Origin of the sequence: Brevibacillus sp. MS2.2 (assembly GCF_013284345.1) — a bacterium.
GTDB lineage: Bacteria > Bacillota > Bacilli > Brevibacillales > Brevibacillaceae > Brevibacillus > Brevibacillus brevis_C.
On the sequence record NZ_JABSUZ010000010.1, the window covers coordinates 1 to 24,732 of the forward strand.

General features: G+C 48.5%; 24 protein-coding genes. 7 read left to right on the top strand and 17 right to left on the bottom strand.

Features of this window, described 5'->3' with window-relative positions; translation table 11 throughout:
- Window positions 1–250, bottom strand: a 250-nt coding sequence (locus tag HP568_RS11335) for an MFS transporter (RefSeq protein WP_173629123.1), incomplete at its 3' end; no start/stop codon positions are given.
- A 402-nt stretch (window positions 251–652) separates the two neighbouring features.
- Between HP568_RS11335 and HP568_RS11340 the strand changes: the two genes are divergently transcribed.
- Window positions 653–1,132 carry a cysteine dioxygenase gene (locus HP568_RS11340; RefSeq protein WP_048034562.1) on the top strand — a complete coding sequence of 160 codons (480 nt, stop codon included), beginning with the start codon at window positions 653–655 and terminating at the stop codon, window positions 1,130–1,132.
- A 6-nt stretch (window positions 1,133–1,138) separates the two neighbouring features.
- On the opposite strand, the gene HP568_RS11345 is transcribed toward HP568_RS11340, so the two are convergent.
- Both HP568_RS11345 and HP568_RS11350 read right to left on the bottom strand, forming a co-directional pair.
- Window positions 1,139–2,455, bottom strand: coding sequence for a globin-coupled sensor protein (locus HP568_RS11345; RefSeq protein ID WP_048034563.1), 1,317 nt, complete (start codon window positions 2,453–2,455; stop codon window positions 1,139–1,141).
- A 123-nt stretch (window positions 2,456–2,578) separates the two neighbouring features.
- A complete protein-coding gene (locus tag HP568_RS11350) occupies window positions 2,579–3,370 on the bottom strand; it encodes a hypothetical protein (RefSeq protein ID WP_048034564.1) in 792 nt (263 codons plus the stop codon).
- Window positions 3,371–3,578: 208 nt separating this feature from the next.
- Here HP568_RS11350 and HP568_RS11355 point away from each other — a divergent pair, with 208 nt between their 5' ends.
- Complete coding sequence (locus tag HP568_RS11355; protein ID WP_173629124.1) at window positions 3,579–3,755, top strand: hypothetical protein; 177 nt, start codon at window positions 3,579–3,581, stop codon at window positions 3,753–3,755.
- Window positions 3,718–4,653 carry a magnesium/cobalt transporter CorA gene (corA, locus tag HP568_RS11360; RefSeq protein WP_173629125.1) on the top strand — a complete coding sequence of 312 codons (936 nt, stop codon included), beginning with the start codon at window positions 3,718–3,720 and terminating at the stop codon, window positions 4,651–4,653. The genes HP568_RS11355 and corA overlap by 38 nt, the downstream gene beginning before the upstream one ends.
- Here the strand turns inward: corA and HP568_RS11365 are convergent, their stop codons facing one another.
- Window positions 4,654–5,748, bottom strand: a complete 1,095-nt coding sequence (locus HP568_RS11365) for an HD-GYP domain-containing protein (protein ID WP_048034566.1) — start codon at window positions 5,746–5,748, stop codon at window positions 4,654–4,656.
- Window positions 5,749–5,906: 158 nt separating this feature from the next.
- On the opposite strand from HP568_RS11365, the gene HP568_RS11370 reads away from it, so the two are divergent.
- On the top strand, window positions 5,907–6,920 hold the full coding sequence (locus tag HP568_RS11370; RefSeq protein WP_048034567.1) for a DUF2804 domain-containing protein: 1,014 nt from the start codon (window positions 5,907–5,909) through the stop codon (window positions 6,918–6,920).
- Window positions 6,921–6,996: 76 nt separating this feature from the next.
- Here the strand turns inward: HP568_RS11370 and HP568_RS11375 are convergent, their stop codons facing one another.
- From HP568_RS11375 to HP568_RS11395, 5 genes are all read right to left on the bottom strand, one after another.
- On the bottom strand, window positions 6,997–7,299 hold the full coding sequence (locus HP568_RS11375) for a YunC family protein (protein ID WP_007715663.1): 303 nt from the start codon (window positions 7,297–7,299) through the stop codon (window positions 6,997–6,999).
- 99 nt (window positions 7,300–7,398) lie between these two features.
- Window positions 7,399–7,638, bottom strand: a complete 240-nt coding sequence (locus HP568_RS11380; protein ID WP_056491878.1) for a DUF6154 family protein — start codon at window positions 7,636–7,638, stop codon at window positions 7,399–7,401.
- A 47-nt stretch (window positions 7,639–7,685) separates the two neighbouring features.
- Entirely contained in the window at window positions 7,686–9,140 is a 1,455-nt protein-coding gene (locus HP568_RS11385) for a bifunctional metallophosphatase/5'-nucleotidase (protein ID WP_173629126.1), read from the bottom strand.
- Between the two features lie 24 nt (window positions 9,141–9,164).
- The gene (locus HP568_RS11390; protein ID WP_048034570.1) at window positions 9,165–9,989 is read right to left on the bottom strand and encodes a sulfite exporter TauE/SafE family protein; all 825 of its coding nucleotides are present in this window, start codon (window positions 9,987–9,989) and stop codon (window positions 9,165–9,167) included.
- Between the two features lie 19 nt (window positions 9,990–10,008).
- A complete protein-coding gene (locus HP568_RS11395) occupies window positions 10,009–10,866 on the bottom strand; it encodes a DUF72 domain-containing protein (protein ID WP_048034571.1) in 858 nt (285 codons plus the stop codon).
- A gap of 52 nt (window positions 10,867–10,918) precedes the next feature.
- Here HP568_RS11395 and HP568_RS11400 point away from each other — a divergent pair, with 52 nt between their 5' ends.
- Window positions 10,919–11,425, top strand: a complete 507-nt coding sequence (locus HP568_RS11400) for a M67 family metallopeptidase (protein WP_173629127.1) — start codon at window positions 10,919–10,921, stop codon at window positions 11,423–11,425.
- Here HP568_RS11400 and HP568_RS11405 read toward each other — a convergent pair.
- A complete protein-coding gene (locus HP568_RS11405) occupies window positions 11,356–12,759 on the bottom strand; it encodes an aspartate kinase (RefSeq protein ID WP_173629128.1) in 1,404 nt (467 codons plus the stop codon). The two genes, HP568_RS11400 and HP568_RS11405, sit on opposite strands and share 70 nt — an antisense overlap.
- 188 nt (window positions 12,760–12,947) lie before the next feature.
- Here HP568_RS11405 and HP568_RS11410 point away from each other — a divergent pair, with 188 nt between their 5' ends.
- Window positions 12,948–13,700 (top strand): polysaccharide deacetylase family protein, encoded by a 753-nt coding sequence (locus tag HP568_RS11410; protein WP_173629129.1) that lies wholly within the window; start codon window positions 12,948–12,950, stop codon window positions 13,698–13,700.
- 62 nt (window positions 13,701–13,762) lie between these two features.
- Here HP568_RS11410 and HP568_RS11415 read toward each other — a convergent pair whose 3' ends face one another.
- The 3 genes from HP568_RS11415 to HP568_RS11425 all read right to left on the bottom strand — a co-directional run bounded on the left by HP568_RS11415 (window position 13,763) and on the right by HP568_RS11425 (window position 17,367).
- Window positions 13,763–15,304: a flotillin lipid rafts scaffold protein FloT gene (locus HP568_RS11415; RefSeq protein ID WP_048034575.1), complete on the bottom strand. Its 1,542-nt coding sequence runs from the start codon at window positions 15,302–15,304 to the stop codon at window positions 13,763–13,765.
- Window positions 15,304–15,843, bottom strand: a complete 540-nt coding sequence (locus HP568_RS11420) for an NfeD family membrane protein (protein ID WP_173629130.1) — start codon at window positions 15,841–15,843, stop codon at window positions 15,304–15,306. The genes HP568_RS11415 and HP568_RS11420 overlap by 1 nt, the downstream gene beginning before the upstream one ends.
- 87 nt (window positions 15,844–15,930) lie before the next feature.
- Window positions 15,931–17,367 (bottom strand): aminotransferase-like domain-containing protein, encoded by a 1,437-nt coding sequence (locus HP568_RS11425; protein ID WP_173629131.1) that lies wholly within the window; start codon window positions 17,365–17,367, stop codon window positions 15,931–15,933.
- Window positions 17,368–17,513: 146 nt separating this feature from the next.
- Here HP568_RS11425 and HP568_RS11430 point away from each other — a divergent pair, with 146 nt between their 5' ends.
- The gene (locus HP568_RS11430) at window positions 17,514–18,455 is read left to right on the top strand and encodes a DMT family transporter (RefSeq protein ID WP_173629132.1); all 942 of its coding nucleotides are present in this window, start codon (window positions 17,514–17,516) and stop codon (window positions 18,453–18,455) included.
- A 51-nt stretch (window positions 18,456–18,506) separates the two neighbouring features.
- On the opposite strand, the gene HP568_RS11435 is transcribed toward HP568_RS11430, so the two are convergent.
- The 4 genes from HP568_RS11435 to HP568_RS11450 form a co-directional block, all read right to left on the bottom strand.
- Window positions 18,507–19,013, bottom strand: a complete 507-nt coding sequence (locus tag HP568_RS11435; protein ID WP_056491908.1) for an NUDIX domain-containing protein — start codon at window positions 19,011–19,013, stop codon at window positions 18,507–18,509.
- Window positions 18,988–19,524 (bottom strand): suppressor of fused domain protein, encoded by a 537-nt coding sequence (locus HP568_RS11440; RefSeq protein ID WP_048034580.1) that lies wholly within the window; start codon window positions 19,522–19,524, stop codon window positions 18,988–18,990. The genes HP568_RS11435 and HP568_RS11440 overlap by 26 nt, the downstream gene beginning before the upstream one ends.
- 247 nt (window positions 19,525–19,771) lie before the next feature.
- A complete protein-coding gene (locus tag HP568_RS11445) occupies window positions 19,772–23,101 on the bottom strand; it encodes a cadherin-like beta sandwich domain-containing protein (protein WP_173629133.1) in 3,330 nt (1,109 codons plus the stop codon).
- 176 nt (window positions 23,102–23,277) lie between these two features.
- Window positions 23,278–24,591 (bottom strand): amidohydrolase family protein, encoded by a 1,314-nt coding sequence (locus HP568_RS11450; RefSeq protein WP_173629134.1) that lies wholly within the window; start codon window positions 24,589–24,591, stop codon window positions 23,278–23,280.
- Between the last annotated feature and the right edge of the window lie 141 nt (window positions 24,592–24,732).

A 24,732-nucleotide genomic window follows, 5' to 3' on the forward strand; every position in this document is an offset into this window, starting at 1 on the left:
CGATGGCCAAAATAGCAAGACCGGCCCCCAAGTCGCTTGCGATCATGGTACGCCTTCTGTCCATTCGATCAGCCAACACGCCTGCCAAGGGACTAAACAGCATCCCCCCTAATTGCCTTGCAACGAAAAAAGCGGTCATCCAATAAGCACTATGTTCAAATGTAAAAATCAACGCGCTACACGCGATCAAATTCATCCGTGATCCCAAGGATGACAACGCATTGACATACAAGTACCATTTCTTATTCATCTGCATCCAAACCTCCCGATCATGACAGGTGGTTTGAATCAACGCCCCCCTCTAGTGGGTGCGTACACTGATTATGGCAGTTGACATGCGCATGCCTCCTCTTGAATGAAAATCAGGATAAAGCTTTTGTTACTCGAAACATTCTGAAGGGGGACGCTTCCCCAAATCGTCCTGTTCGGCATTTGTTGCCGTACTTCCATAATAGGTGGTGAGTCGGCTGATTGTCGATAGCACAAAAAGGACGCTTTTTCTTTCAAAGCGCCCCAATCTCAAGTAATCCTGTTGATTTACAATGCAATAATAATGGTAAATAATTCCCTTTTGGACGAACTCAGGCTATCACTACTCTTGAAATTCGATCATATGGTATAGGGAGTATGACTTTCGTTTGGGAGGTTATTTATGAATCTGGAACGTCTGGAACAAGCATTTGGGTCCCTCGTTTCGCCTACTCCTGCCCAGCTTAGACACGCTCTCATTTCCCTGTCTCCCTGCATGGAACAGCTCGGTCCATACATCCCGGAGCCGCTAAATCTGCCTTATGGACGCAAAGTATTATTCTCCACGCCACATGTAGAGGTTGTCTTGATCCATCTGCCAGCAGATCAGGAATCCATTCCACATAATCACGGTGACTCTTTTGGATGGGAATTGGTAGTCTCAGGCACGTTAACAAATATGATTTATGTCCAAACGAATATTGAAAATGAAGTTCAACGAGCACAAACAACTCATGTCAGCACGGGTGAATGCTATTTTGTAGAGCCAGGGGAAATTCACGCCATTCGCAACAATGGACAAAGTCCAGTTGTTTCCGTAAACGTTTACAGTCCTCCACTGCGTAATTGCCGCCAATATTGCTCCTTTGAACCGACAACGTAATACTTTTTACAGGTTTTCTGTTATTTCCGATAGCTCATCCGCAGAGCTGGCTACCTGTGCAACCGCTTGGTTCATATCCTCCATGACTTTGAAGAAGTTTTCCAGCTCCCGCTGAATCCGTGAGCTCTGTTCTTTACTGTCTGAGACAGCGCTCATGATTCCTTCAAAAAAGGCATTCGTCTCGTTTACTACCGCCGTGCTCGATTGGACCAACGCTTGAATTTCTATCACGACAGACGAGAGGACCACTGTCTGTTGATTCGTCTTCTCGATCAGTTCACGCACACCGAAAACCGACTTTTTGGTCTGTTCTGCCAGCTTGCGTACCTCATCGGCTACGACGGCAAATCCACGTCCCTGTTCACCAGCACGTGCTGCTTCAATCGCAGCATTTAATGCCAAAAGATTTGTCTGCTCAGCAATTGCCGTCACGACCTCTACAATCCCTTGGATTTTTTCTGCGTTTTCCTCCATCGCGTTCATTTCTTCCGAGATTTGCTTGACGCTGCTCTGAATCAAGCACATTTGCTCTTGTTGTTTTTCCAGCTTTTCTTTGCCTTCACGGGACAGGTCTTGTGCTTTCGTGGAAAAGCCCGTGCCATTTTCAGCAAAACGAAGCACTTCTCTCGACTGTTCTGTCAATTGCACAACTGACGCGCTGTTTTCTTCTGAGACCGCTGCCAGCTCATGTGCAGAATTGGTCAGGAGGATTCGCAGCTCGTCCTTTTTGTCTTGTTCCGCTCGCCGTGCCTTTTCATGCTCGTTTTCATATTCCTCCAGCACAATTTGCTGTTCGATGCTTAGAATCTTCGTGACGGCTGTGAGGGCTCGTACGAATTCATCCTTGTCCGCGATGTTTTTTTGCAAGAGATCAATCAAGGAAACCATCATGTTTTGGAAGGCACTCAAGTACCATTTTGGTTCCAAGCCAATTCGCATATGAATAACCGCAATTCTACTGCGCTGTTCAATATAAGCGCTGTCGATGCGTCCGCTAAACATTTCGGAGATATGGCGGTTCAACGTTAATTTCAACCGTTCAATCGTGCTGTTTTGGTTTACAATCTTCATTAAAATCGGTTCATTTTCAATACTGGCATAAAAATAGTCGACAATAGCGTCAATATTTTGAATGATAAGTGGCTGAAGTGCTTTCACAATGGTCAGTTCTTCTTCGGTCAGGTTGATCATTGCTAGTTGCTTTGCGAGGGTGTTTTTCCCTACAATATGCACTTCCCCCTTTTCCTTCACCCCCTGAAAAAAAGATTCACTTTTTCCTTTCCCTTTCAACCCAAAAAAGGTGGAAAACGGACATGTGCTCATAGCCTGAACTCCTTTTATCCGAGTACATATATCTCTGGAATATCCTTTCAATTATATACCCCTTTACAAACGGGTGTAAACCGCCCACCTTGTCTATGGGCGGTTGTTTGAGCCTAGCTACGCCTACATTTCCGCTTTCCTCACAACTACTCGTTGCAGCTTCCAGCTTGTCTTGTCCCATTTCCAGTAGGACTCCACATACGCGATCGTATCGGCGTTGGCAACACCACTGACTCTTTGTTCCCCTTTTAATTCACAGATTCCATCGCGATTCTCATCGATGGGCTTGAGTACGCTGAACGTGTTAGGCATGACCTCTACTGGAGAAACCAGCTTCCCGTTCTTGTATACACCATTTTCTTCATAGATTTTTTTGCGATCAGACAAATCGAGAACGACAGTCTCCCCCGTCTCCTTGATCGTCAAAGGCACCTTGTAATGATCCTGATAGGAGCCCGAAATCGTCAAGGGCTGCGGAACTGGCAGAATCGCCGGCTTGTTGTCCTTGTTTGCGAACAAATAAAACTCAGACGTCCCTGCACTGCCCCCAGTCGGCGCCTGAAGCAAAATTTGTTGCACACCGCCTCCTGTAAAATCACAAAAGAACATCTCCGGCTGATAAGCGCCATACGGTGTTGTAAAAAAGGTTGTTTTTTTCGCAACGGGGTCTTGAACCATGATTTTTAAGTGCTCGAAGTAAGGGCTGTCTGCCGCAAATCTCTTTCCTAGCAACGTAACGAGATCCGGTCGACCATCGCCTGTCACATCCTGCTGTTTGATCTGGATTTCCTCGAACACAGTCGGAGGAGGTTGTACGTCTCTCACCTCCAGGGCAAGAGCTGCTTGTCCCCACCCGGCTCCTGTCAACATCCATACGATACAGCCGATCATACCTACCCTTTTGCTTGTCCACATGTCGATACATCCACCTTTTCATCTGCTCAGGTTATCTGTAGTATGCAAAAAATGGCTTTGGTCAAACCGTCCTAAACGGTAAAATAGAGAAAGGGATCGCAGAAAGTGAGGAACACTATGGCAATATTACCACTAGCCGCAGCGGGAAAAAGGACGAGTTGACGTTCATACGTATAGGATGAAGGCTTTCATCGAGGAGGCTACTTGCATGAAGACTCCCAAGCAACAGCGTGCATCACAGGCTCCGCCTAGCCGCCGGGCACTTCGTTCTGCATATGAATTGATTCTCACACAGATCTGGCCCCGTCTCCCCGCTGAAAACGAATCTACTTGCAGGAGAATCGATCATGAAGATAAGGCTCGTACAAAACGGAATCATCACTGAGATAGAAGACATCGAAGAAGCTGCTACTCCACCTGTGAACGGGTTTTACTGGATTCATGCCGCTCCATTCGATTTGGATATTTTACAGCCGCTGTTCGGACTGCATCATCTGGCTGTCGAGGACTGCATCGACGAGGAAGAACAGCGGCCCAAGCTGCAAAATTACGATGATCATTACTTTATGGTCATCAATGGCATTACCTTCCACAATCATGATATCTTCTTGCGCGAGATCAATATTTTTTTGGGCAGCAGCACCATCATCACCGTAACGAAGCAGGAGGCCCCAGAATTCACTACCATGCTGTCGATCATCCGGGAAAAAGAAGTCAACCGCCCCGATTCGTTTCTGTACTACTTGGTAGACCAAATTGTCGATCTCTATTTTGATGTAACCGAAAAAATTGAGGACCTGCTTGAAGATCTGGAAGAACAAATTTTGATGCACACGAAAAAATCCCATCTGGATCAAATTATCGGGCTGCGCAGTGAGATCTTGTACGCCCGTAAAATGCTCGTTCCCCAGCGGGATTTGATTGACGCCCTACATAAAAAAGAACTCCCGCTGATTCAACCTTATTTGCGGAAGTACTTTGGCGATATTGTAGAGGATGCCAGCAAAATTGTAGAGAGCTTTGAAGCTTTTCGCGAGCTCATTGGAAACTTGCGCGAAGCGTATCAAGCGGCGCTTGCCGGCAGAGCCAACGATATTATGCGTGTTTTTACCGCCTTGACGACGATTTTTATGCCATTGACGATTGTGACGGGGATATACGGGATGAACTTTGATGTGATGCCCGAGCTTCGTTCCCCCTATGGCTACTACATCGTGCTGGGATGTATGGCGGCCATCGGCACGACGATGTTTATCATTTTCAAAAAGAAGGACTGGCTCTGATTATACCAAATCGCCACAAGCAATGATCATCAGCGTCAGCATTTTGGACAAGTCACACTCATAAGGATGCTCGATATCCCGACCTTCTTCATCCACCAGGACTCTGACGATCGGACGGCTCGGCATTCCTTTGTTCGAATCGACAACGACACCAGACAGACCATTGTTCAGGGTGACGGTCAGACCAACAGGGTAGAGTGCAATCGTATTTCGCAAAGCCTCCACATAGACTTGGTCAAACAGTTTGCCTGAACCGGAGTAGAGCACCTCCATCGCTTCGTGAGGGAGCATTCCTCGACGGTATACCCGATGCGACGTCAGGGCATCGAATACGTCGGCCACTGCCATCAAGCGACCAAACGGATGAATCTCTTCTTGTTTCAGGTGCCGTGGATAACCGGAGCCATCCCAGCGCTCGTGATGCTGAAAAGCGCAGTGGGCTGCAAGCAGAGGGATGTCGTCTTGCCGACGCAGCATTTCAAAACCGATCTCTGTATGTCTTTTCATGATTTCAAATTCTTCTTGTGTAAGGCGGCCAGGCTTTTTCAGTATATCGTCTGGGATATGCACTTTTCCGATGTCGTGGAGCATACCGCCAATACTAATCTCCAACACATCTTTTTCCGAACAGCCGGTATTGATGGCAAGAGCTGTGCTATACAAGGCAACGTTAAATGAGTGCGTGAATATGTAATTGTCGAAGGCGCAAGCATCTGCCAATAAATTCATGGCTGAATCATTATTGTTCAATTCATCCGCAACGGTTTGCATGACATCCCGCAGCTTACGTCCCAAACCCTTGTCCGAAAAAAGCTGCTGCCATTTGTCCGGGACTTGATGAACGGTTCGGAATGTATCGTGAATCATGGACATTGCTTGTCTGCGAGTATTTTCGGAAATGACTGTCTCCACAATGATATCATCCGTGCGCTTGTCTTGGATGTAGAGACTGTTCACGTTTTTGTTTTTAAGTCGAGCTATCATTCGTTGGGTTAGTTCTACTCCGGCGCCAACGAGAATCGTTCCATTCTCTGTATAGATGGAACGAGCCAGTTTATCACCCGGCTGGCATTTTTGAATGGATTTCAGTCGCATTTCCTTCCGTCGCCTTTCCTCAGGGTATCCCTATTATAGCGTGATTCGACTTGATTCTACATGAAATTTTTTCTAGATTTGCTTTTCATGTCTACCGAGGAAAGACACGGAAGACGAGTTTGTCTGGAAGAATCCTTGTTTGCAAGGGAGATGATCGTATGTCACTGATCGAAAAAGAGTTAACGCAGCCTCTTTCATTATGTGATCAAAAGGGCCGCTTACTTCCCGAAGCAATTGGCTGGTCCCGGTATCCGTTGCATGACTGCCAATTTAGCGGGCATTGGCTTCGCCGGAAAAAATGGAATTTTTGGTTTATCACCGCGCCTGAATGTGCAATGTCGATTGCGATGGTCAATCTGGATTACGCTGGCATTGTCTTTGTCCATTTTATTGATCTAACGACAGGGGAAACGGCGGACAGTGCCGTAACGGTTCCTTTTGGTGCAGGGATTCGACTGGGTGCCACTGTAGATGAACCTTGCCATTTTACGAGTCGCAAGCTCTCTGTCTCCTTTCAGCCCGGAGCCAGTGGAACGAGCGTAGAAGCGACTGCTATTTGTCCCGGCGATAAAACTCTTTCGCTCGACATCGTGATTGATCCGCCATCCGAGTCCTTAAATGTCGTCATTCCGTGGAGTGCGGAGCGCTTTCAGTTCACTTCAAAGCAAACGGCGCGGCCTGTGCACGGCACCATTGCCTATAACGGGAAAACCTATTTACTCGATCCGCAGAATGCGTTTGCCAGTCTGGATTTTGGACGTGGCGTTTGGCCGTATCACACTCGCTGGAACTGGACGACCTGCTCTTTCCGTCACGCGGAGGGTGTCGCAGGCTTTAACTTTGGCAGGGGCTGGACGGACGGAACGGGTATGACCGAAAATGGCTTGATGATCGATGGTGTCCTCTACAAGCTGAGTGAACAAATTCATTTTTCCTACGATCCTGACAACCGGATGCTCCCTTGGACGCTTGCGAGTGAAGAATCGTCTGCGGTACGCCTTACCTTTACGCCGCTTTTTGCTCGAACCGAGCACAAAAATTTTGCATTGGTGCGAACCACTCTGCATCAAGTAATCGGCCGATATGACGGGACGCTCTCGACACCTGATGGAAAAACAATTGCGGTGCAAAGCAAGATCGGAATCTGTGAAGAACAATCTGCCCGTTGGTAAACAAGACCCGAGAAAACGAAAAAACCTTTGTCATGATGGGACAAAGGTTTTTTCTATAGGCAAACCATTTGTTTGTTTACAGCATTTTTACGACAGCATCCCGTCCAATCATGCCAGCCGTAATCCCCTTCTCCTCCGCTGTCGTCGTCACAGACTCCAGCGGCGCATCCAGCAATTCCTGTATGGTCTTGACCCCTACTGCACGACCGGCAAGAATTTCCCTCGCTGCCAACCTCTCGTTTAAGAGCCCCACATCCAGTGCTCCACACATGATGTAGCCATGATCGGTCGTTACAGCCAATAGCGTCGTCTTGGGCAAACGAACGGTGACAGCAATTGCCGTCCCCTCCGGGAAGTGGATTGGCACTACCTCGACCATCAAGATTCCTCCTTTTTCTCTCCTGTCTGTTAGCGTTACCATCCTATGACGCTCAGAAGAAAAATGTGAGGTTTCCAAAGGTAGTTCCTAGATTTTAGTTTAATGCACGACGCTTGTCGGAAAGTGCTCATCCTCCATCGCGACTTTTCGTTTCATGACTTCAATCATATACGTCGCGAGCATGTGAAACAGCTCTTCCTCGTCCATTTCCTCGACCAAGTCCAGTAAATCATCCCGAGACTGCTCCGCGAGAATGCCGACGACAACCGCTGTAATATCCTCTTCATCGCCATTAAAATGTCCTCTGTACAGCTCGTATACTTCATCAATGAAGCGCATCGCTCGTCTCCTCCCGTTTTTCGATAGCATTCCCGAAAAACCGGTCTCTACGATTGGTTTTTTGACGTTGACGATATCTTTTCCCAACGTGGCCGAAACGCGTTTTGTAGCATCTGTTGGTCCTGTATCGTGGTGGCGAGCACTTCCCGCAGCATCTCGGGCAAGAAAAACGTAACCTCACTGCCGAGCAGCAAATCGGGAAACATGCGATTGTACATAAACATGTCGATCGTCCCAACTCGATACAGACGCTCGCGATCAAGCGGTTGCCCGTTGACTTCAATCTGGATAATTTGCGGCTGGTCATCGTCACTGTAGCGGATGTGCAATCCGTCCACACACATCCAGCCTTCTATTTTTCCGCGAAAACCGTACCCTCGCAGCTCCCGATGAACCATTTCCGGTTGAATAGCTTGCTCCAGGACAGTAGTGAGCTGCGCGCCTGTAATCGTGACCGCACAGGCATTGATCGGGTGGGGCATACTGTGCAACAAATCGGCAAAAGACAAGCTGCCTCGAGGCAGATCAGCAAGCAACAGTCCTCCATTTACCATGCCGATCTCAGCCCCCGTCCATTTGCGAATACTTGCTGCAATGAAGGAACCATAGGGGGTCTCCTCCGTCCAGCCGATGTGCATGTCTTGCTCCAATTGAACAATCGGCTGAAACAAACGATTCTCTGCCCATACTTTTTCACTCTCAATGAACTGGCTCAATGCTTCGTCTGACTGGTACTGTTCCGTCTGAAAAAGCTCTGCTTGCATATCTATAATCCTTTTATGCTTCCCGTCCCAGACGAGTTCTACATGACCCACATACTCGCCAAATCGTCCAGCTTGTGTGATCAAGGTGCCTCCCATTCGTTCTCCATGGGGCAGTGTCCGGTGAGAGTGTCCACCCAAAATGATATCTAGCCCATCGACTTCACTAGCCAGCACACAATCTGTCTGATAACCGAGATGCGATAGCAAAATGACAACATCCACAGACGAGCGAAGCGCCGCAATCTGCTCACGCAAAATCGGGATTGGCTCCTTGATCTCCCATCCCATACTTTGATAGGAGGGGCCAAAGGGAATTGTCATTCCCAAAATCGCCAGCCGCAGCTCGCCCACGGTATGAATGGCGTATGGTACTGCCCAAGACGGGACTGAATGTGTTGTTGGCTCAAACAGATTGCCCGTAATGATCGTGGAGTGTGCATCTGTGTACAGTTCATTCAACTTGTCTTTTGGGAGTGTGATGCCTTCGTTGTTTCCAATCGTCGCGTATTGAATCCCGCTTCGGTTCATGATCTCGACGTTTGTTTTCCCAAAGCTCGCTTCCGATCGGATATCCATTCGATCCATATGGTCTCCAATATCGACCGTCAGCACATGCTCTCCCCTGCCCTCCCACTCTTCCCGGTGCATGCTCAGGCAGGTTGCAATTCGCGGCATCGTATCAAAATGGCTGTGCAAGTCATTCGTGTGCAAAATGTGTAAGGTACAGGTGTCTGCCACGACTTTCCCCTCCCTCTCGTCTCATTATCCAAAAATCGCTTCTCCGATCATTTGTATGGCAATTCCCAATATCAGAACACGCAAGAACAGCACGATAGTGCGCCCCTTCATTTTACTGGCAATAATTGCCCCAAGCTTTCCACCCGCCCAAGCTCCTGGCGCGAGCATCGCTGCATACAGCCAGTGTACGTTGTCGTGGAAGATATTCGTGATTGATCCAACCACCGCTGATAAAAAGATGACCAGCATGGACGTAGCCGTGGCAATGTGTGGCGGGAAGCGAAACAATATCATCATGGCTGGAACCATCAGGATTCCGCCTCCCACGCCAAATAGCGACGAGGTTATCCCGACAAAGAAGGCAATCGTAATGACGGACCATTTGCTATACCCGTACACATATTCATTTCCTTCGTTGTCGATGAAGTGGCGTTGGACTTCCCACTTAATGCTGCGTGGCTTGATTTTGTCTTTAACCATCAATACGACGAACATGCAGAGCTGAAACAAGCCAAACAGCAGCGAAAAGCCCTCCACTGCTAGTAATGTATTAAGATACACGCCCACAATAGCACCTGGGGCACTCCCGATAAAAAAGAGCAGGGCACTCTGCTTATCTACTTTGTTTTGCTTGAGATAAGAAAGAGAGGAAGAAAGCGCGGTTACCGCAATCACGATCAGCGAAGTCGCCGCTGCTACTTGCGGGTTCATCGATCCAGGCATGTACCCGTTCGCAAAATACAGCAGAGCAGGCACGAAGAATATTCCACCACCCAGACCCGCGATGCTGCCAATGACGCCAGCCACGACTCCGATGATGACAAACAAGATGGCAATTGCTACAAGCATGAACTCCCCTTCTTTCTTGCTACGTGGAGAACAGGTCCATCTGACGAGGATTCAGACCAGTAGGTGCAAGGCCAAGCATCTCCGAAAATTGCTTCGCATTCGCTGCTGCATCTCCTCCAGAGTTATTGTTGAACAAAATGCAGACTTCATCCGCTTCCCGTTCGAGCAGTCTGATGTGTTCAACCCACTCTGCAAGCTCTGTCTCACTGTATCGATATAAATAACGGACATCTCGCCAATTTTGCCCCTCTCCGGGATCACGCCAGCCCGCTTTGTTGCGCCCATGAAAGCGGACCAACGCCAAGGATGGCTTCGTCACGGCAGGAACAATCGGGACCGAGCCTTTTCCGACTTGTGGTTCATCACATACGACATGTGTCGCTTCTATCTTGTGCAAGAAATCCAGCGTTCGCTCCGAATACCGTGATTCAAACCAACTTTGATGGCGAAACTCCACCGCAAACGGATACGCCTGCATGGCTTGGCGACAAGCGGTCACATACTGGACATGCTCTCGCGTACAATCAAACCACGGCGGAAACTGAAACAGCAACGCTTTGAGCTTGCCAGCCTCTACGACCGGCTGAATGCTCTCTTCGAACTGACGAAACAATTCCCGTCTGCTTCCCGAACTCTCCCCGCGTTGATGCCCTGTCATCCCCTGATGCGGCTTGACAATAAAACCAAATCGATCAGGTGTATCCTTCACCCACGATTCGTAATTGCGCTGTGGTAAAATAGCGTAAAAAGAACTATCCACCTCTACAATTGGAAAGTGGCTGGCATATACCGACAGCTTGTCTCGATTGCGTACACCTTGTACGTACAATTCGTGCTGATCGCCCCAGCCGCAAACTCCCACTTGTATCGTAGTCATCGATTGCTAACCTCCAAATCATGGCCGAATAGAGTAGAAGGACGGAATCGAAATGAAAAATCCCGCTTGGTTAGGTGAACCCTTTGCGATTAAGGATAACAAAATATTCCTGACGAAAAAAGTAGCGAAACGCCTCCTGGCCGAAGCACAAGAGGCGTTTCCTTATGAGTATTCAGCATTGCTCGCAGGTCGTGAAGCAACGATTACAGCCTGTGTACCAATGCTCGTCTCACCCGACAAGCACGTGTTCGCTTGGGATGGGAAAACGTTTCTTCAAGCCTTGCAGCACATCCGCAAGCACAATCTTCAATGGTTGGGTGTCTTGCATACACACCCCCATACGCCGCCAATCCCTTCTGCACGAGACATAGCTGGCTGGCATTATCCCACGCTCAGCTATTGGATTGTGGGACTCGCATCCGCACAGCCAGAATGGTGTGTCTATCAATGGGTACGGAATGAAAATAACGCCTCATTCGAAGCACGCGACTACATACTGACAGAAGCGGCTTGTGACGATGAGGAAGCTATTGGTTCTTCTGCTCCAAAAAACTCTTGATACAAAGCAATCACAGCACGATCTGCCTCTTCGGCTTTTACACCGAACATCATGCTTACTTCCGATGACCCCTGATTGATCATTTCCAGATTGATTTTCGCAGCAGCCAACGCAGCAGTGGCTCTCGCTGTTGTCCCCACAGACTGACGCATGCCCTCCCCGACAATCATGACGAGTGCAAGACTATGCTGAACAGCGACATCATCAGCGCACAGCTCTCGGCGGATGCGTTCCACAATCCGCTCTTCCTTCTCTTCCGTGAGATCGCGCTCACGCAGAATGACAGAAATGTTATCAATTCCAGATGGAGTATGCTCATACGAAAGCTCTTCCTCCTCCAGAATTTGCAGCAGCTTGCGACCAAAACCAATTTCGCGGTTCATCAAATACTTGCTGACGTAAATGCTGCAAAAGCCGCCGTCACTTGCAATCCCCGACACTCTGTTTGTAGCAGATCCTCTCTCGGCTACAATCATCGTACCAGGCGCAGACGGATTGTTCGTATTCTTGATGCATACGGGTATATCTGCTTGATACGCGGGAATCAATGCTTCCTCATGGAACACACTAAAACCGGAATAGGACAGCTCCCTCATCTCTCGGTACGTAATCTCTGTCACCTTTTTCGGATCGGCAATCAGGTTCGGATTGACCACATACACAGAATCGACATCGGTAAAATTCTCGTAGACCTCTGCCTGAACCGACGCAGCCAAAATCGATCCCGTAATATCCGAGCCACCTCGTGAAAAAGTAACCAGATCACCAGCACGCGAATAGCCGAAGAAACCAGGGAAAATCACAATTCCCTCCCGCTCTCGCAATGTCGCCAATTTGGCATACGCTTCAGGGAGGATATGGGCATTGCTTGCTTCATCCGTAACCAGCATTCCTGCATCCTTTGGATTGATGTAGGTCGCCACCTCGCCCAAGCTCTGCAAATAACGAGCGACAACTTTGGCGCATGTATCCTCTCCCGCAGCTTTGACCGCATCCATGAATCTTTCCTTGGACAAACTTGCCTTGTTTGCGAGAACCTCCCCAAGCTCTGCTTCAATCGCTTGACCAATCTCGGCAGAAAGCCCGAGACCTGCCACAATCTCCTGATAGCGCAAAAATATTGCTTGTTTCGCTTCCTCTGTAGGCTCCCCAGCCAAATATCGCTCCGCATATGCGATTAACAAATCAGTAACCTTCGTGTCTTCCTTGTGCCGTTTCCCAGGTGCTGATACAACAATGAATCGTCTGTCCCGATCCGCCAAAACAATTTGGCATACTTTTTTTATTTGCTCGGCATTCGCCAGTGATGTTCCCCCAAATTTTGCTACCTTCATGATCGATTCCTCCATCTAACTCTCACGTTTTCTGCTTTTATTAGCTTAATTTATCCGCACAAAAAGAACAACTGTCTTTTCCACAAGGACACACAGGAATAATCATCAAGATTTGTCGCATAGTAACGGAGAGTACATCAATAGGTATAGCTACCTAGCAGGAAAGTCTCTGGTAACGAGGTGAACGAATGAAAAAGCACATCCTCTTTTTCCCACTTTTGCTCGCTGTCATTCTTGCTCCTTCCTTCAGCGAGACGGCCAATGCAATAAGGGAAAAAAATCGCGAGTATTACGAAACAAGAGGAGATATCGTTTGGGAAGTGCCGACAGAGAGCAAGGTGATTGCCCTTACCTTTGACGATGGTCCTGATCAGGTATACACTCTTCAGATCGCAGCGCTGCTGAAGCAATATCAAGCGAAATCTACCTTTTTTGTCGTAGGCAATCGTGTGAGCCAGTACCCGGGAATCGTCAAATCTCTTGTAAATGATCAACATGAGATTGCCAATCACACTTACAGTCATCCGGATATTCGAAAGCTGTCAGCGAATCGACTGTTAGAAGAGGTGCAAAAAACGCAGGAAACGATTTATTCGGCAACAGGGGTTCGTCCCACCCTCTTTCGTCCTCCGGGGGGATATTATAACGAGACCGTCGTCGATACAGCCAAGAAAGCCGGCTTTTTGGTGATCATGTGGTCGTGGCATCAAGACACACGTGATTGGAGCGATCCCGGTATAAAAAAAATCGTCAACAAGGTTTTGAACAACGCGCGGAATGGAGACATTGTGCTATTTCACGATTACGGAGGCAATCGCAGACAGACCGTAAAAGCTCTCGAGCAAATATTGCCTGAACTGAAAAATAGAGGGTATAAATTCGTAACGGTCAGCGAATTGTTGAGAGGATATGGACGTGCGAAGCAGGTAGACTATCCTTGATTTTCTTTCATTGAAAAAGTGCCCCTCGCTAAAAAGGGGCACTTCTCCTCTGATCGATTTACTTATTTGTTTTCGTTCTCCAAAATAGAATCCGTTTCTACCTGAACTTTTACGGGTACAGGCTGTTGCTGTGTGGGTACAGTACCACCCTTTTGCATAAAGTCTGCGATCATCTTATTCATATCCAAACCGGACACGTCTTTCAGCATTTCTGGCAGTTGGGCCATCAGCTTCGTAACATTCCCGCTCAGACGGTTGACGCCATCTCCCTGACCGCCTCCTGCATCCACGATTGTTACCTTGTCGATCGCCTTCATTGGCTCAGCAATTTTCTCAGCCAGCTCAGGGAGCATTTTCGCAATAATATCGAGTACAGCCGCATGACCGAATTTTTCAAATGCTTCAGCCAGCTTCTCTTTCCCTTCTGCCTCGGCTTCGAGCTTGAGTCGCGTGACTTCTGCCTCCGCGCTACCACGAGCTTTTTCAGCTTCGGCAATCGCCAAGCCTTCCAGACGCTTCTGCTCAGCATTTGCTTTTGCTTCCGCTTCAATGCGGTACTTGATCGCGTCTGCTTCTCTCAGCTTCTTCGCTTTTTCCGCTTCTGCCGCCTGTTCCACAGAGTAACGGTCGGCGTCGGCCTTTTTCTTCACTTCCGCATCATATTGCTTTTCGCGGCGAAGAATTTCTTTTTCCTCCAGCTCGATTTCCTTCTGCTTGCGGACGAGATCGATCTTCATCTCTTCTTCTGTAACCTGCTGCTTGGCGACAGCTTCTTGCAGCTTGTAGGCTTGGTCTGCACTCGCCTTTGCTTTGTCCTGCTCTTGCTTAAACGCCGCTACCTTCAGCTCTTTTTCCTTTTCTGCTTCGGCAATGTTCGTTTCCTTCAGTAGCTCTGCCTTGCGCGCCTCTTCCTCTGCCTGCGCCTGCTTGATCCGCGCTTCTTTGTCCGCATCAGCCTGTGAGATGGTCGCATCGCGCTTCACTGCAGCGATTTGCGGTATTCCAAGTGCAGCTAAATAGCCGTTTTTGTCCCGGACATCCTTGATCGTGAAGCTGACGACGGACAGCCCCATTTTTTTCAAATCCTTCGTCGCTACCGCTTGCACCTCTTGTGCAAATCGCTCACGGTTCTTGTAAATTTCCTCCACGGTCATACTGCCGAGGATTGCCCGCAAATAGCCTTCGAGTACTTCCTGTGCTTCTCCGCGCAGTGCCTCGTCACTCTTGCCCATAAATTGCTCGGATGCGGTCGCGATATCTTCAATGGAACCGCCTACCTTGATGATTGCTACGCCATCTGCCATGACAGGAACGCCCTGCTCGGTATATACCTCAGGAGTCGATACGTCCAGCTTATGAGACAGAAGACTCAGAAAGTTTGCTTGTTGAAAAATAGGGAGGATAAATGCGCCGCCTCCGCGGACGATCTTCATCTTGCGTCCGGATTCGTCACTGAGTACGTTTTTCGAGCCAAGATAGCTACCTGTTACGATCATTGCTTCATCTGCACCCACTGTTTTGTAACGGGCCCAAAAGGCAATGCCCAAAACGAGAAAGACTGCGACGACCACACCAACTATCGTCAAAATACCGGGTTCTAACATCATTTCTCATCTCCTTCGCCAGATTCAGTGTAAAAGGGGATTACATACAAGACATGGTCACGCACCTCGACCACGACGACACGGGTTCCTTGCGGGATAATCTCGCCCTCAAGACTCGCCGCCATATGGTAGGTAGTTCCGCTAATCATCGGCAGCAGCACTTCTCCCAGTCCTTGTGCAGGGATCGTCGTTCCTACTTCCCCCAGCTTTCCTCCTAGTTGACTCATGGAATAGCTCGTGGAATTTTCCGCATGGCTCATCGGCTTTACCCACAGGAAGTACGAGACAAGACCCAAAGCGATGCCAATGACAGCAGCCAGCATCAATACGACAAGCGGACCAAGCGAAGTGTAACGAGATAGCAAATACCCCGCTCCGCCAAAAGCAGTCATACCGCTGACCAACAAAATAGGCTGTGCAAAAGGCAGATGCAGATGCCCCAGCCAATCCGAGAGCGTATCGCCAAACAACAGCGAGATGACCGTGTAGAGTAGACCAAGTACAAGGCAGACCATGTAGACGTTTTCAAGTACGCCCACGACTGTCCCCCCTTTCTAAAATTGCCTCTATAGTGCATACGAGTGAGATGGGAATTAGTTTCATAAATAAGGAAATAATCCCTTTTCTTATCGCTTTTTCTGCTGAAGGACTCTTTGGATACGGCGAATTCCTTCCTCGATATTCGCCGGGCACTCCCACGAATAGGTCAGTCGCAGCCAGCCCGCTTCCGCTCCATAGACGCTGCCAGGCGTAAATACGACACCTTCCCTAATCGCATCATCCAGCAATTCCGTTTCGTCCCTGGGAGTAAGCAACCGACACCAAATATGATAGCTGCCACCCGGCTCATTCCATACGGCGTAATCAAAGAGATGATTGTGCATAGCCCTTACCATCGTTTGTTGCTGCTCCAACAAGTAACGAGACACTCGCTCCTGCTGATTGTTCCAGCTCTCTCGCTCAACAAATTGCTGGGCGAATTGCTGGGAGACACTGCTCGTGCCAAAGTCCATTTGCTGCTTGGCATCGGCTAGTCTTTCTACGACTGATCTAGGTCCTACGAGCCAGCCAATCCGCAAGCCTGGCGCAATCGTTTTCGAAAGGCTCCCGACATACAGAACAGCACCTGTCTCGTCGATGGCTTTGATCGGCTTTGGCGGTCTAGGGCTTCCAGCCAGTGTCAGTGCACCGTAAGCGTCGTCCTCCACAAGTGGCAAGCGCAGCTCCCGACAAATATCGAGCAACTGGGATCGCCGTGCCTCGCTTAAAATCGTCCCGGTTGGATTATGATAGGTCGGGTTCGCGAAAACCATGCGAATACGATGCTCCCGTTGCAAGTCATAGACAGCCTCGGGTACAATACCGTCCTCATCCATCGGCAAGCGAAATAAACGCAGGCCAGCTGAGCTGAATAAGGGAAGAGAATACGAATAAGAAGGTCCCTCCATTGCGATTGCATCTCCGGGATTCAAGAGACATAGTGTTATGAGATGCAATGCCTGCTGGGCTCCTGACGTCACCAAAATTTCGTCGGGAGAAGCATGAATGCCGTAGTTTTCGTGCAAATGTACAGCTAATGCCTCCCGCAGACGCGGCTCCCCCTTTGGATGCGCGTAGCCCAACTCAAGCTTGATCTCGTTTTCTTCCCCCTGCGTCGTTGGGATCAATGACGGGATCATCGTCGTGGCCAATTCAGCCTTTGCCAGATTGATGATCGAGGAATCGAAGCACGCATCCTGTATTCGTTTTGCGAGTGGATAGGCTGGCAAGAATGCCCCACCATTCGTATAGGCATACCAGTTTGGCATCTGTTTGACACCCCACAGATCACGACTGACCCAAGTACCGCTCCCTTGCCACGATTGTAAAATACCTTTGGCCCGCAATTCTTCATACGCTGCCGATACCGTCCCACGATTGACGCCAAAGCGCCGCGCCAACACTCTTTCCGGCGGCAGAGATGTACCAGGGGGCAGCACTCCTAGCACAATCTGTCGTTCCAGCTCTTTGGCAATTTGCATATAGATCGGAATTCCCGCGTCTTTGTCCGGCTTCCATTCCATCCTGATCCTTCCTCCACCCTTGCTGTTTTCCTCCCTTTCGACAAATTGGCTTACTGCTCCTGCTGCCAATTGGCTCTACCTTTCATGATCGTTCGCCTCTAAGATGGAACAACAGAAACTTTTATTCGATAAAGGATGGGATTCGGATGAGTGCACAGCTTCCGATCGAAAAGCAGGACGTACAAAAAGAACAGTCAATCACTCTCGAGCAGCAGTATACAGAGAAAATGGGCTTGCTGTATGGCTTCATCGGGGTGCTTAGCTTCAGCTTGACCTTGCCTGTGACGAAGGTAGTGGTTACCGTGCTCTCTCCCCTTTCAGCAGGGTTGGGACGAGCGTTGATCGCAGGGGTATTGGCCGCTTTGGTGCTCCTGATCAAACGCGTACCGTTTCCTACCTGGCACGAGACCAAGAAACTGTTGCTCGTATCTGCTGGCGTAGTAGCGGGCTTCCCGTTTTTCTCATCATGGGCGATGGAGAGAGTACCTGCTACGCACGGCGCAGTCATCATTGCACTATTGCCGTTGGCTACGGCAGGCGCAGCGATATTTTTTTCAGGAGAGCGCCCCGCTCGAAAGTATTGGCTTTCTAGTGCGATCGCCTGTGTGACGATAATCGCCTACGCGATCAGCTCTGGCTTTGGTGCCCTCCAATGGGCGGATCTCGCCTTGCTCGGAGCGGTCATCAGTGCGGCGATCGGATACGCCGTCGGCGGTGAGCTCTCCAAGACAATGGGCGGTTGGCAGGTCATCAGTTGGTCATTGATCTTCGCCTTTCCTTTACTCGTCGTTCCGCTGGCGGGTCCTCTACTCGCTGAATTAAAACAAGCCACTTGGCCTGTCTGGATCGGTTTTGGCTATATTAGCGTGGTCAGTATGTTTCTCGGCTTTTTCGCCTGGTATCACGGCCTGGCAATCGGTGGCGTCTCCAAGGTCAGTCAAATTCAATACCTTCAACCCTTTTTATCCATCATCGCCGCCTGGCTGCTCCTGTCCGAGCCATTGACACTTGGTGCTGTTCTCTCGGCTGTCATTGTCGTGTTGGCTGTCGCAAAAGGAAGAAAAGCTTCCGTTCAGCAAAAAGCGTAAAGTAAAAAACACCGCTCCTCTTCACTAGGAAAAGGGCGGTGTCTCTTGTTTTTATTCTGCTTTGCTCAGCATATTTCCCAAGTACATCGGTTGATAAGTGGGATCAGACAAGACTTGCTTGACTTGATCCGGGCGTGTTTTGTGGTCGTTCGGCAGTTGTTTCCACTCTTCTAGCGTGACCCAGCCAGCCCATTCGATTTCTTCATCGACGATACCACCTGGCGTAGGGTTTGTCTCTTCACCGACGAGCTTCGCCAGAACGCCCACTCCGACTGTATGCTTGCCGTTCCCTTCCTGATCGATCCGATCGTCTATCCAGATCAATCGCTCCATTTCCACGAGGAGCCCCGTCTCTTCCATTACTTCTCTTTTCGCCGCATCTGGAATCGCTTCCAAATATTCTACGATTCCCCCTGGCAGGTTGTAAAAGATGCCTCGTTGTGTCTGTTCACGGATGAGGAGGACTTTCCCTTCGTGTTCCACTACTACGGTGACTCTCAAGCGAATCGCTGACATTTCGCTCGCTCCCTTCTCAGATGGCAGGCGTACGCGTAACATTCAGGGAATCGACACCGGAGTGCGCTAACCATTCCTGTAATGCCATAAGTCCATATTGTTCCAAAAACTTTGCTTCAGAATCCGCGATTGCATGAAGCATCATGAACCTGATTACGTCCTTGCCGTTTGTATAATATTCAAGTCCAGCCTCTTCATAATAGGCAGGGGTCAGTACCATATGATTCAAAACCGATTTTTCCACGATTGTATCCCCAAGCGAAAAGATGCTCCCAGACTCCATACGGGTCGTTTGACGCTCCCACTGACGAATCACCTGGGCCGCTACTCTTGCCAAATGCGTAATCATTCTCTGCTCAAACTGATAGGAATAGACGAGGTACTCCGTTGCTCCCATCTTGTGCAGCTCAAGCGTGGCATATGTCCACCATCCTCGCTTGCGTGTTGCCGGATAGACGGCAATCAGGATATCCGCATCCTCGGATTGATACAGCTCTCCTCTACTTCCAAAAAAGCGGTGGCAATGATCCATTAATTGCTTTACCACTATCATATGTGCAACTCCGCTCCAAAAAGTATGAAAACGTCTACGGCTGCCTGCTCATAGAAGAGCAACTGCATTCTTTGCGAAATGGTTCGTGCTCGCCCGAAAAAAGCATGCCCGGATTCGTAGGCATACTTCGTTGATGTTGGACAGCGTTATCAAGTATATACGAACATTTTATCATTGTGTGGAGCGAATGTACATGTTTCAACTCGCGCAAAAAAGCCCCCGGTTTTTCCGAGGGCCTTGTTCTTGTTTATTTCGTGACTTTCACGAAAACGGTCATGCTTTTACCTTGGTACTTCACCTTGAGCTTCGTTGTTCCTTTTGCATGTCCTGTAATGACGCCATTTTCTACGGTGGCAATCTCCTCGTCTTCACTGGACCATACCGCATCGTCTGTTATGTCTTTTTTCGATTGATCCCGGTAGTAAACGGTTGCTGTGACCTCTTCCTCTTCTCCTTCAGCAAGCGTGACAGATCGATTACTGATGGAAAGTTGACGGATCAGCTCAGCACCCCCAACATAGACTGTCAGCTTGGATGTTTTTCCGGCATATTTGGCTGAAATGACCGTCACACCCGGAGCAATTCCGATGATTTCTCCGTCCTCATTGACCGTTGCCACCTCTGGCTCACTGCTATCCCAAAATGCCTGTTCCGTAACATCTTCCGTTTTCCGGTCGGATAACGTAGCGACAAGTGTTAGCTGCTCCTCTTCATCCACGTCCAAGCTCAAGCTACTTGGAGTGAGTTTCAATTTGCTTACATATACATCCGAGACAACGACAGGAATGGTGAGTTCTTCGTCCTGATACGAAATCGTAATCGTTGCTTCGCCTTTCTTTTTGCCAGCTTTGATTACACCTTTTGTGGCAGTCGCTACTTCTTCTTCGCTTGTTTCATATCGGACATCTTTGTTTTTGGTAATGTCCTCTTTGGTGCCATCGGCGTACATCGCATACAGCTTGATAGAAGAGGATTTCCCTGGCTTCAACAGGATGTTTTTATCCGATACGCGCAGTCCGACCAATCTCTTTTCGCCTTCCCGGGCAACTTTTACCCGAATCGTCGCCGTCTTGCCTTGGTCAACGGTCGTCACGGTAATCGTTGCTTTCCCGGGCGCAAGAGGAGTAACCACACCCTGATCGTCGACGGATGCTACTTCTGAATCGCTGCTGCTCCACTTCACGCTCTGATTCGTTGCATACGCAGGGGTTATCGTTGCGCGCAATTCAGCCGTTTCTCCGCCTTCCGTTAAGTACAACTCCTCTTGGTCGAGGCTCACGTCTGTTACGGGATAGTAAGATGGAGGGGGAGGCGGTGGCGTAACAGATTGTCTGGTCACTACAATCGTGTACGTCTTCGTTGTGCCATCTTCTGCTGTTACCACAATCGTAATCTCGTTCGTACCTGTTTTCAGGGAAATCGCTGCACTTGCTTCCCCGCTTTTGACCAGAGAACCGTTGACGGTTACCGTTGCCTTTGAATCAGCCACAGTCGGTGTCACGGTCAGGCTCTCTGTGCTGTTCCCGACTCTTTGCGTGTAGTTCGTTTTCGCAGGATGGAATGCTTCATGAAAAGGTCCGCTGCTCAATGTTACGTTACTTAAATCTGCGTTTGTCGATGTAGAAGCTTTACTCACTTGTACGGTATACGTCTTCGTAACCGTGCCATCTTCTGCTGTCACTATAATGGTAATCATGTTACTTCCTGTAGTCAGTGAAATCTCAGCACTTTCTTGTCCACTCGCTACGGCCGTACCGTTCACTGTGACTGTTGACTTTGAGTCAGCCGTTGTCGGGGTTACTTTCAAACTAGTAGTGCCACTCCCAACATCATGCGTGTAGCTTGTGGTATCTGGATCAAACGCTTCGTTTAAAGAACCGCTGCTCACAGTTAAGCCGCTTAAATTGGCGTTTGTCGACACCAAAATCTTATTCACTTGAATGTTGTACGTCTTCGTTGCACCTGTCTGTGCTGTTACGATAATGGTAATGGGATTGCTTCCCATCTGTAGAGAAATTGCACCGCTTGCTTGTCCGCTACTGACAGGACTTCCGTTGACCGTTATCGTTGACTTCGAGTCAGCAGCAGTCGGCGTAACAGTCAAGTTTGTAACGCTTTGACCAACATTTTGCGTGTAGTCCGTCTTCGCCGACTCAAATGTTTCATTCAAAGCCCCCGAATTCAGACTGATGCTGCTCAAATCCGCGTTATTGGATACGATTTTTACAGATGTATCTACATAACCGGTAGCGCTTACCGTGATCGTATGCCCGACGGCTGTCAGCTCATTGGCCTGAATTGTAATTTTCCCTGGAGCAGCCGTGTAAGCAAGCTGCTTGTTCATTTCGTCTTTGACAGCCGTAATGTTTTGACGCCATGTCGGATCATCTGCAAAGGTGATGTCGATCGCATTGGCTACATCACTACTCGTTGCAGTTGTGGAAAGTACAGGAGGAGGTGTAGATACCATTTTGTATACGGTGGAATCCCCTGAAGAATCAGTTGCAACTACATAGGGAATATCATCTACGATCGTTAACGAAACAGCATTCACACCTGATGGAGTAAAAGCCTCGTTGCCTACTGTCTCCCATTGGCCAATATACTTCTTCACTGCTACTTTTCCGCTATTGCTGTCTATATACGCTACATAAGGAATATCGTCTTTGACAGTCATGGACAATGCATATGTTCCTTCAACATTTTCAGATGTACCAGGACTGCTTAAGGGTGAGCTCTTCTTACCCGGAGTGTCACGGTTCACCACGATGGACTTATCATTCTGATCCACTATTGCTATATAAGTTGAGTCATTGTAATCACTAGCAGTAAAAGCTATCGCGTTACGTGATGAAATCGAATAATCCTCCTCGAAATTCCACCATGGATTAGAACCATCAGTCCCATTTAAACTCACTACTTGAGTAAAATTTGGCCATACATTCGCTACGTGGAGTTTTCCGTTTTGATTCGCTAACGCAATATTCGCTATGGCTTTTCCCGAATTGGAAGCGTTCAATACCAGTTTCCAGTCGTTTCCTTGAAATTCTTTAACCGTTGCATTAACGTTTACCATCCCTACTTTGACCTTACGTGCATATGCCAAATATATTTTCCCGTTTATGCCAATCAGGGATGGAAGGACATCATTCGATGCATCGGTCTCTGTCCCTACTGTTTTCCAGCTACCTCCTTCATGTTTCTTCACCACGACACTCTCATTATGGATATATGCCACATAAGGTTCTCCGTTAGAAACAGCTAAAGACGGATACCGAATTTGACTTTCGGAAAAACCTTCGCCCCCAACCGAATCCCAGTCCGTTCCGTTGAATTTCTTTACGGTGGCCTTTCCGCCTTGGTTAGAATCCGAATAGGCGATATACAAAGTTTCATTTGCGTTCAAGAGGGTCGCATATTGCGCACCTTCTATTCCCGCCTTGCTTACTTGCGACCAATTGCCTGCACTTGCAGCATACGCTGTGCTTCCTGCGAACAGAGCATGGCCTGACAAGCTGCCAATCAGCAGCAGCATTCCCAGAGCGACCATCATCACTTTTTTATAAAATGAAACCAACAATTCTCCCTCCTTCTTAAATCTTTGCTACCATCACATAATTAGTACAATTTGATAATTATAGCAGAATGTCTATAAGTTCGTCGTCTAACTAAAGTTAATAAGAAGCGTGCCTGAGCGACTTAATCACCAAAGTGTGACCAGTCACTACAGGCACGTATTACGACAGCTCTCTATCAGACTCGCACACCTTGATATCTCTCCAATTCCTCTCTCATAAAGCGTGTGCTGTCATTCAACAAGTCAATATCAACAGGATCATGCACAACCCTGCCGTCCTTCTTCATCCATCGACCGTCACTCATGACATGCGTGATCTTGCCAGCATTCACATTCATCAATACATAATTGTAAGGATCGTAGAGTGGCGCTGTTTGGTGCCCCCCGGTGTCAATCATAATGAGATCGGCCTTCTTTCCTGGTGTCAGGCTGCCGATTTCCTCTTCCATCCTCAACGCGCGGGCTCCGTCAATCGTGCCCATTTCCAGCACACTCTTCGCGTTGAAAACGCCCAGACTTGGTTCTTCACCCTCGATGTTGACCCGTTCATTATGCACGCTGTGGGTGTACGCCAAAGCTACCCGCAATTGTGTAATCATATCCGCTCCAACCACGGAGGTTGTGTCCACACCGATTGACGGTCTGCCGCCCTTACTCAGAATCTGATAAAATGGCGGGTATCCATGTCCCATCAGCATTTCAATCTCAGGTGTAATAGAGACAGACATATTTTCTTGCACAAAAAGCTCGTAGTCCTTTTCGGACAATTGGTTGCAGTGGGCAAAGTTAATGAAATCGAGAGGAAGACCCTCCTCGTGTAAATGAGCGATTAGCCCAGCTTCACCAGGCACCCCTCCCACATGGACGGTAGCGAACACATTCAGCTCATGTGCTTCTTTTATACTCCGCTTCAACCTTTCCACATCGTTACTGAGCGCCCCAAGAGCAATCTGAGTCAGTGGGTTGCTGTTTGTCTCCCGCAACCGCAGCATATTTTTAAAGTTCGCATCTTCATCATGGGCTACCACAGAATCTGCAATCGCCACTATGGTACGAATCCCGATTTCTGAATCCGCTCTCAAAATTTCAAGGCCATGCCCATAGCTGTTAGTCGAATTCGCCCAGTGCAGCACGGTTGTAACGCCAGAATGAATCGCCTCCAAATAACCGATATAACTGCCTACATAGATGTCCTGCGGGCGAAGGCGTTGTCCGATATCACCAAGAAACCGTGTAAAGTAGTCCGTCAGCGACCAGTTCGTAAAGGCTTGATTGAACAAATGCTGATAGACGTGGCGGTGTGTATCCACGAAGCCCGGCATCACAATGTATCCGGAACCGTCGAGTACCTCCATATCTTCCGTCAGCTCGCTGTTCTTTCCGACCTGTTTGATGATGTTGTTTTCAATCAAAATATCTCCATTTTTGATTTCTTTAATTTGAGAATCCATCGATAAAATATACGCGCCTTGAATCAGGATTGTTGACATCGTTATACCTCCTAAGCGTCATTTGAGATGGATACTGCCTTTAAAAAACTCCCCCCTTTTTATATGAGCTACTCTATCGTTTGCTACCAAGCTTGATCCTCTACTATAATAAAATCTAGCTGTTTGCTTTGTAGTCGCAAA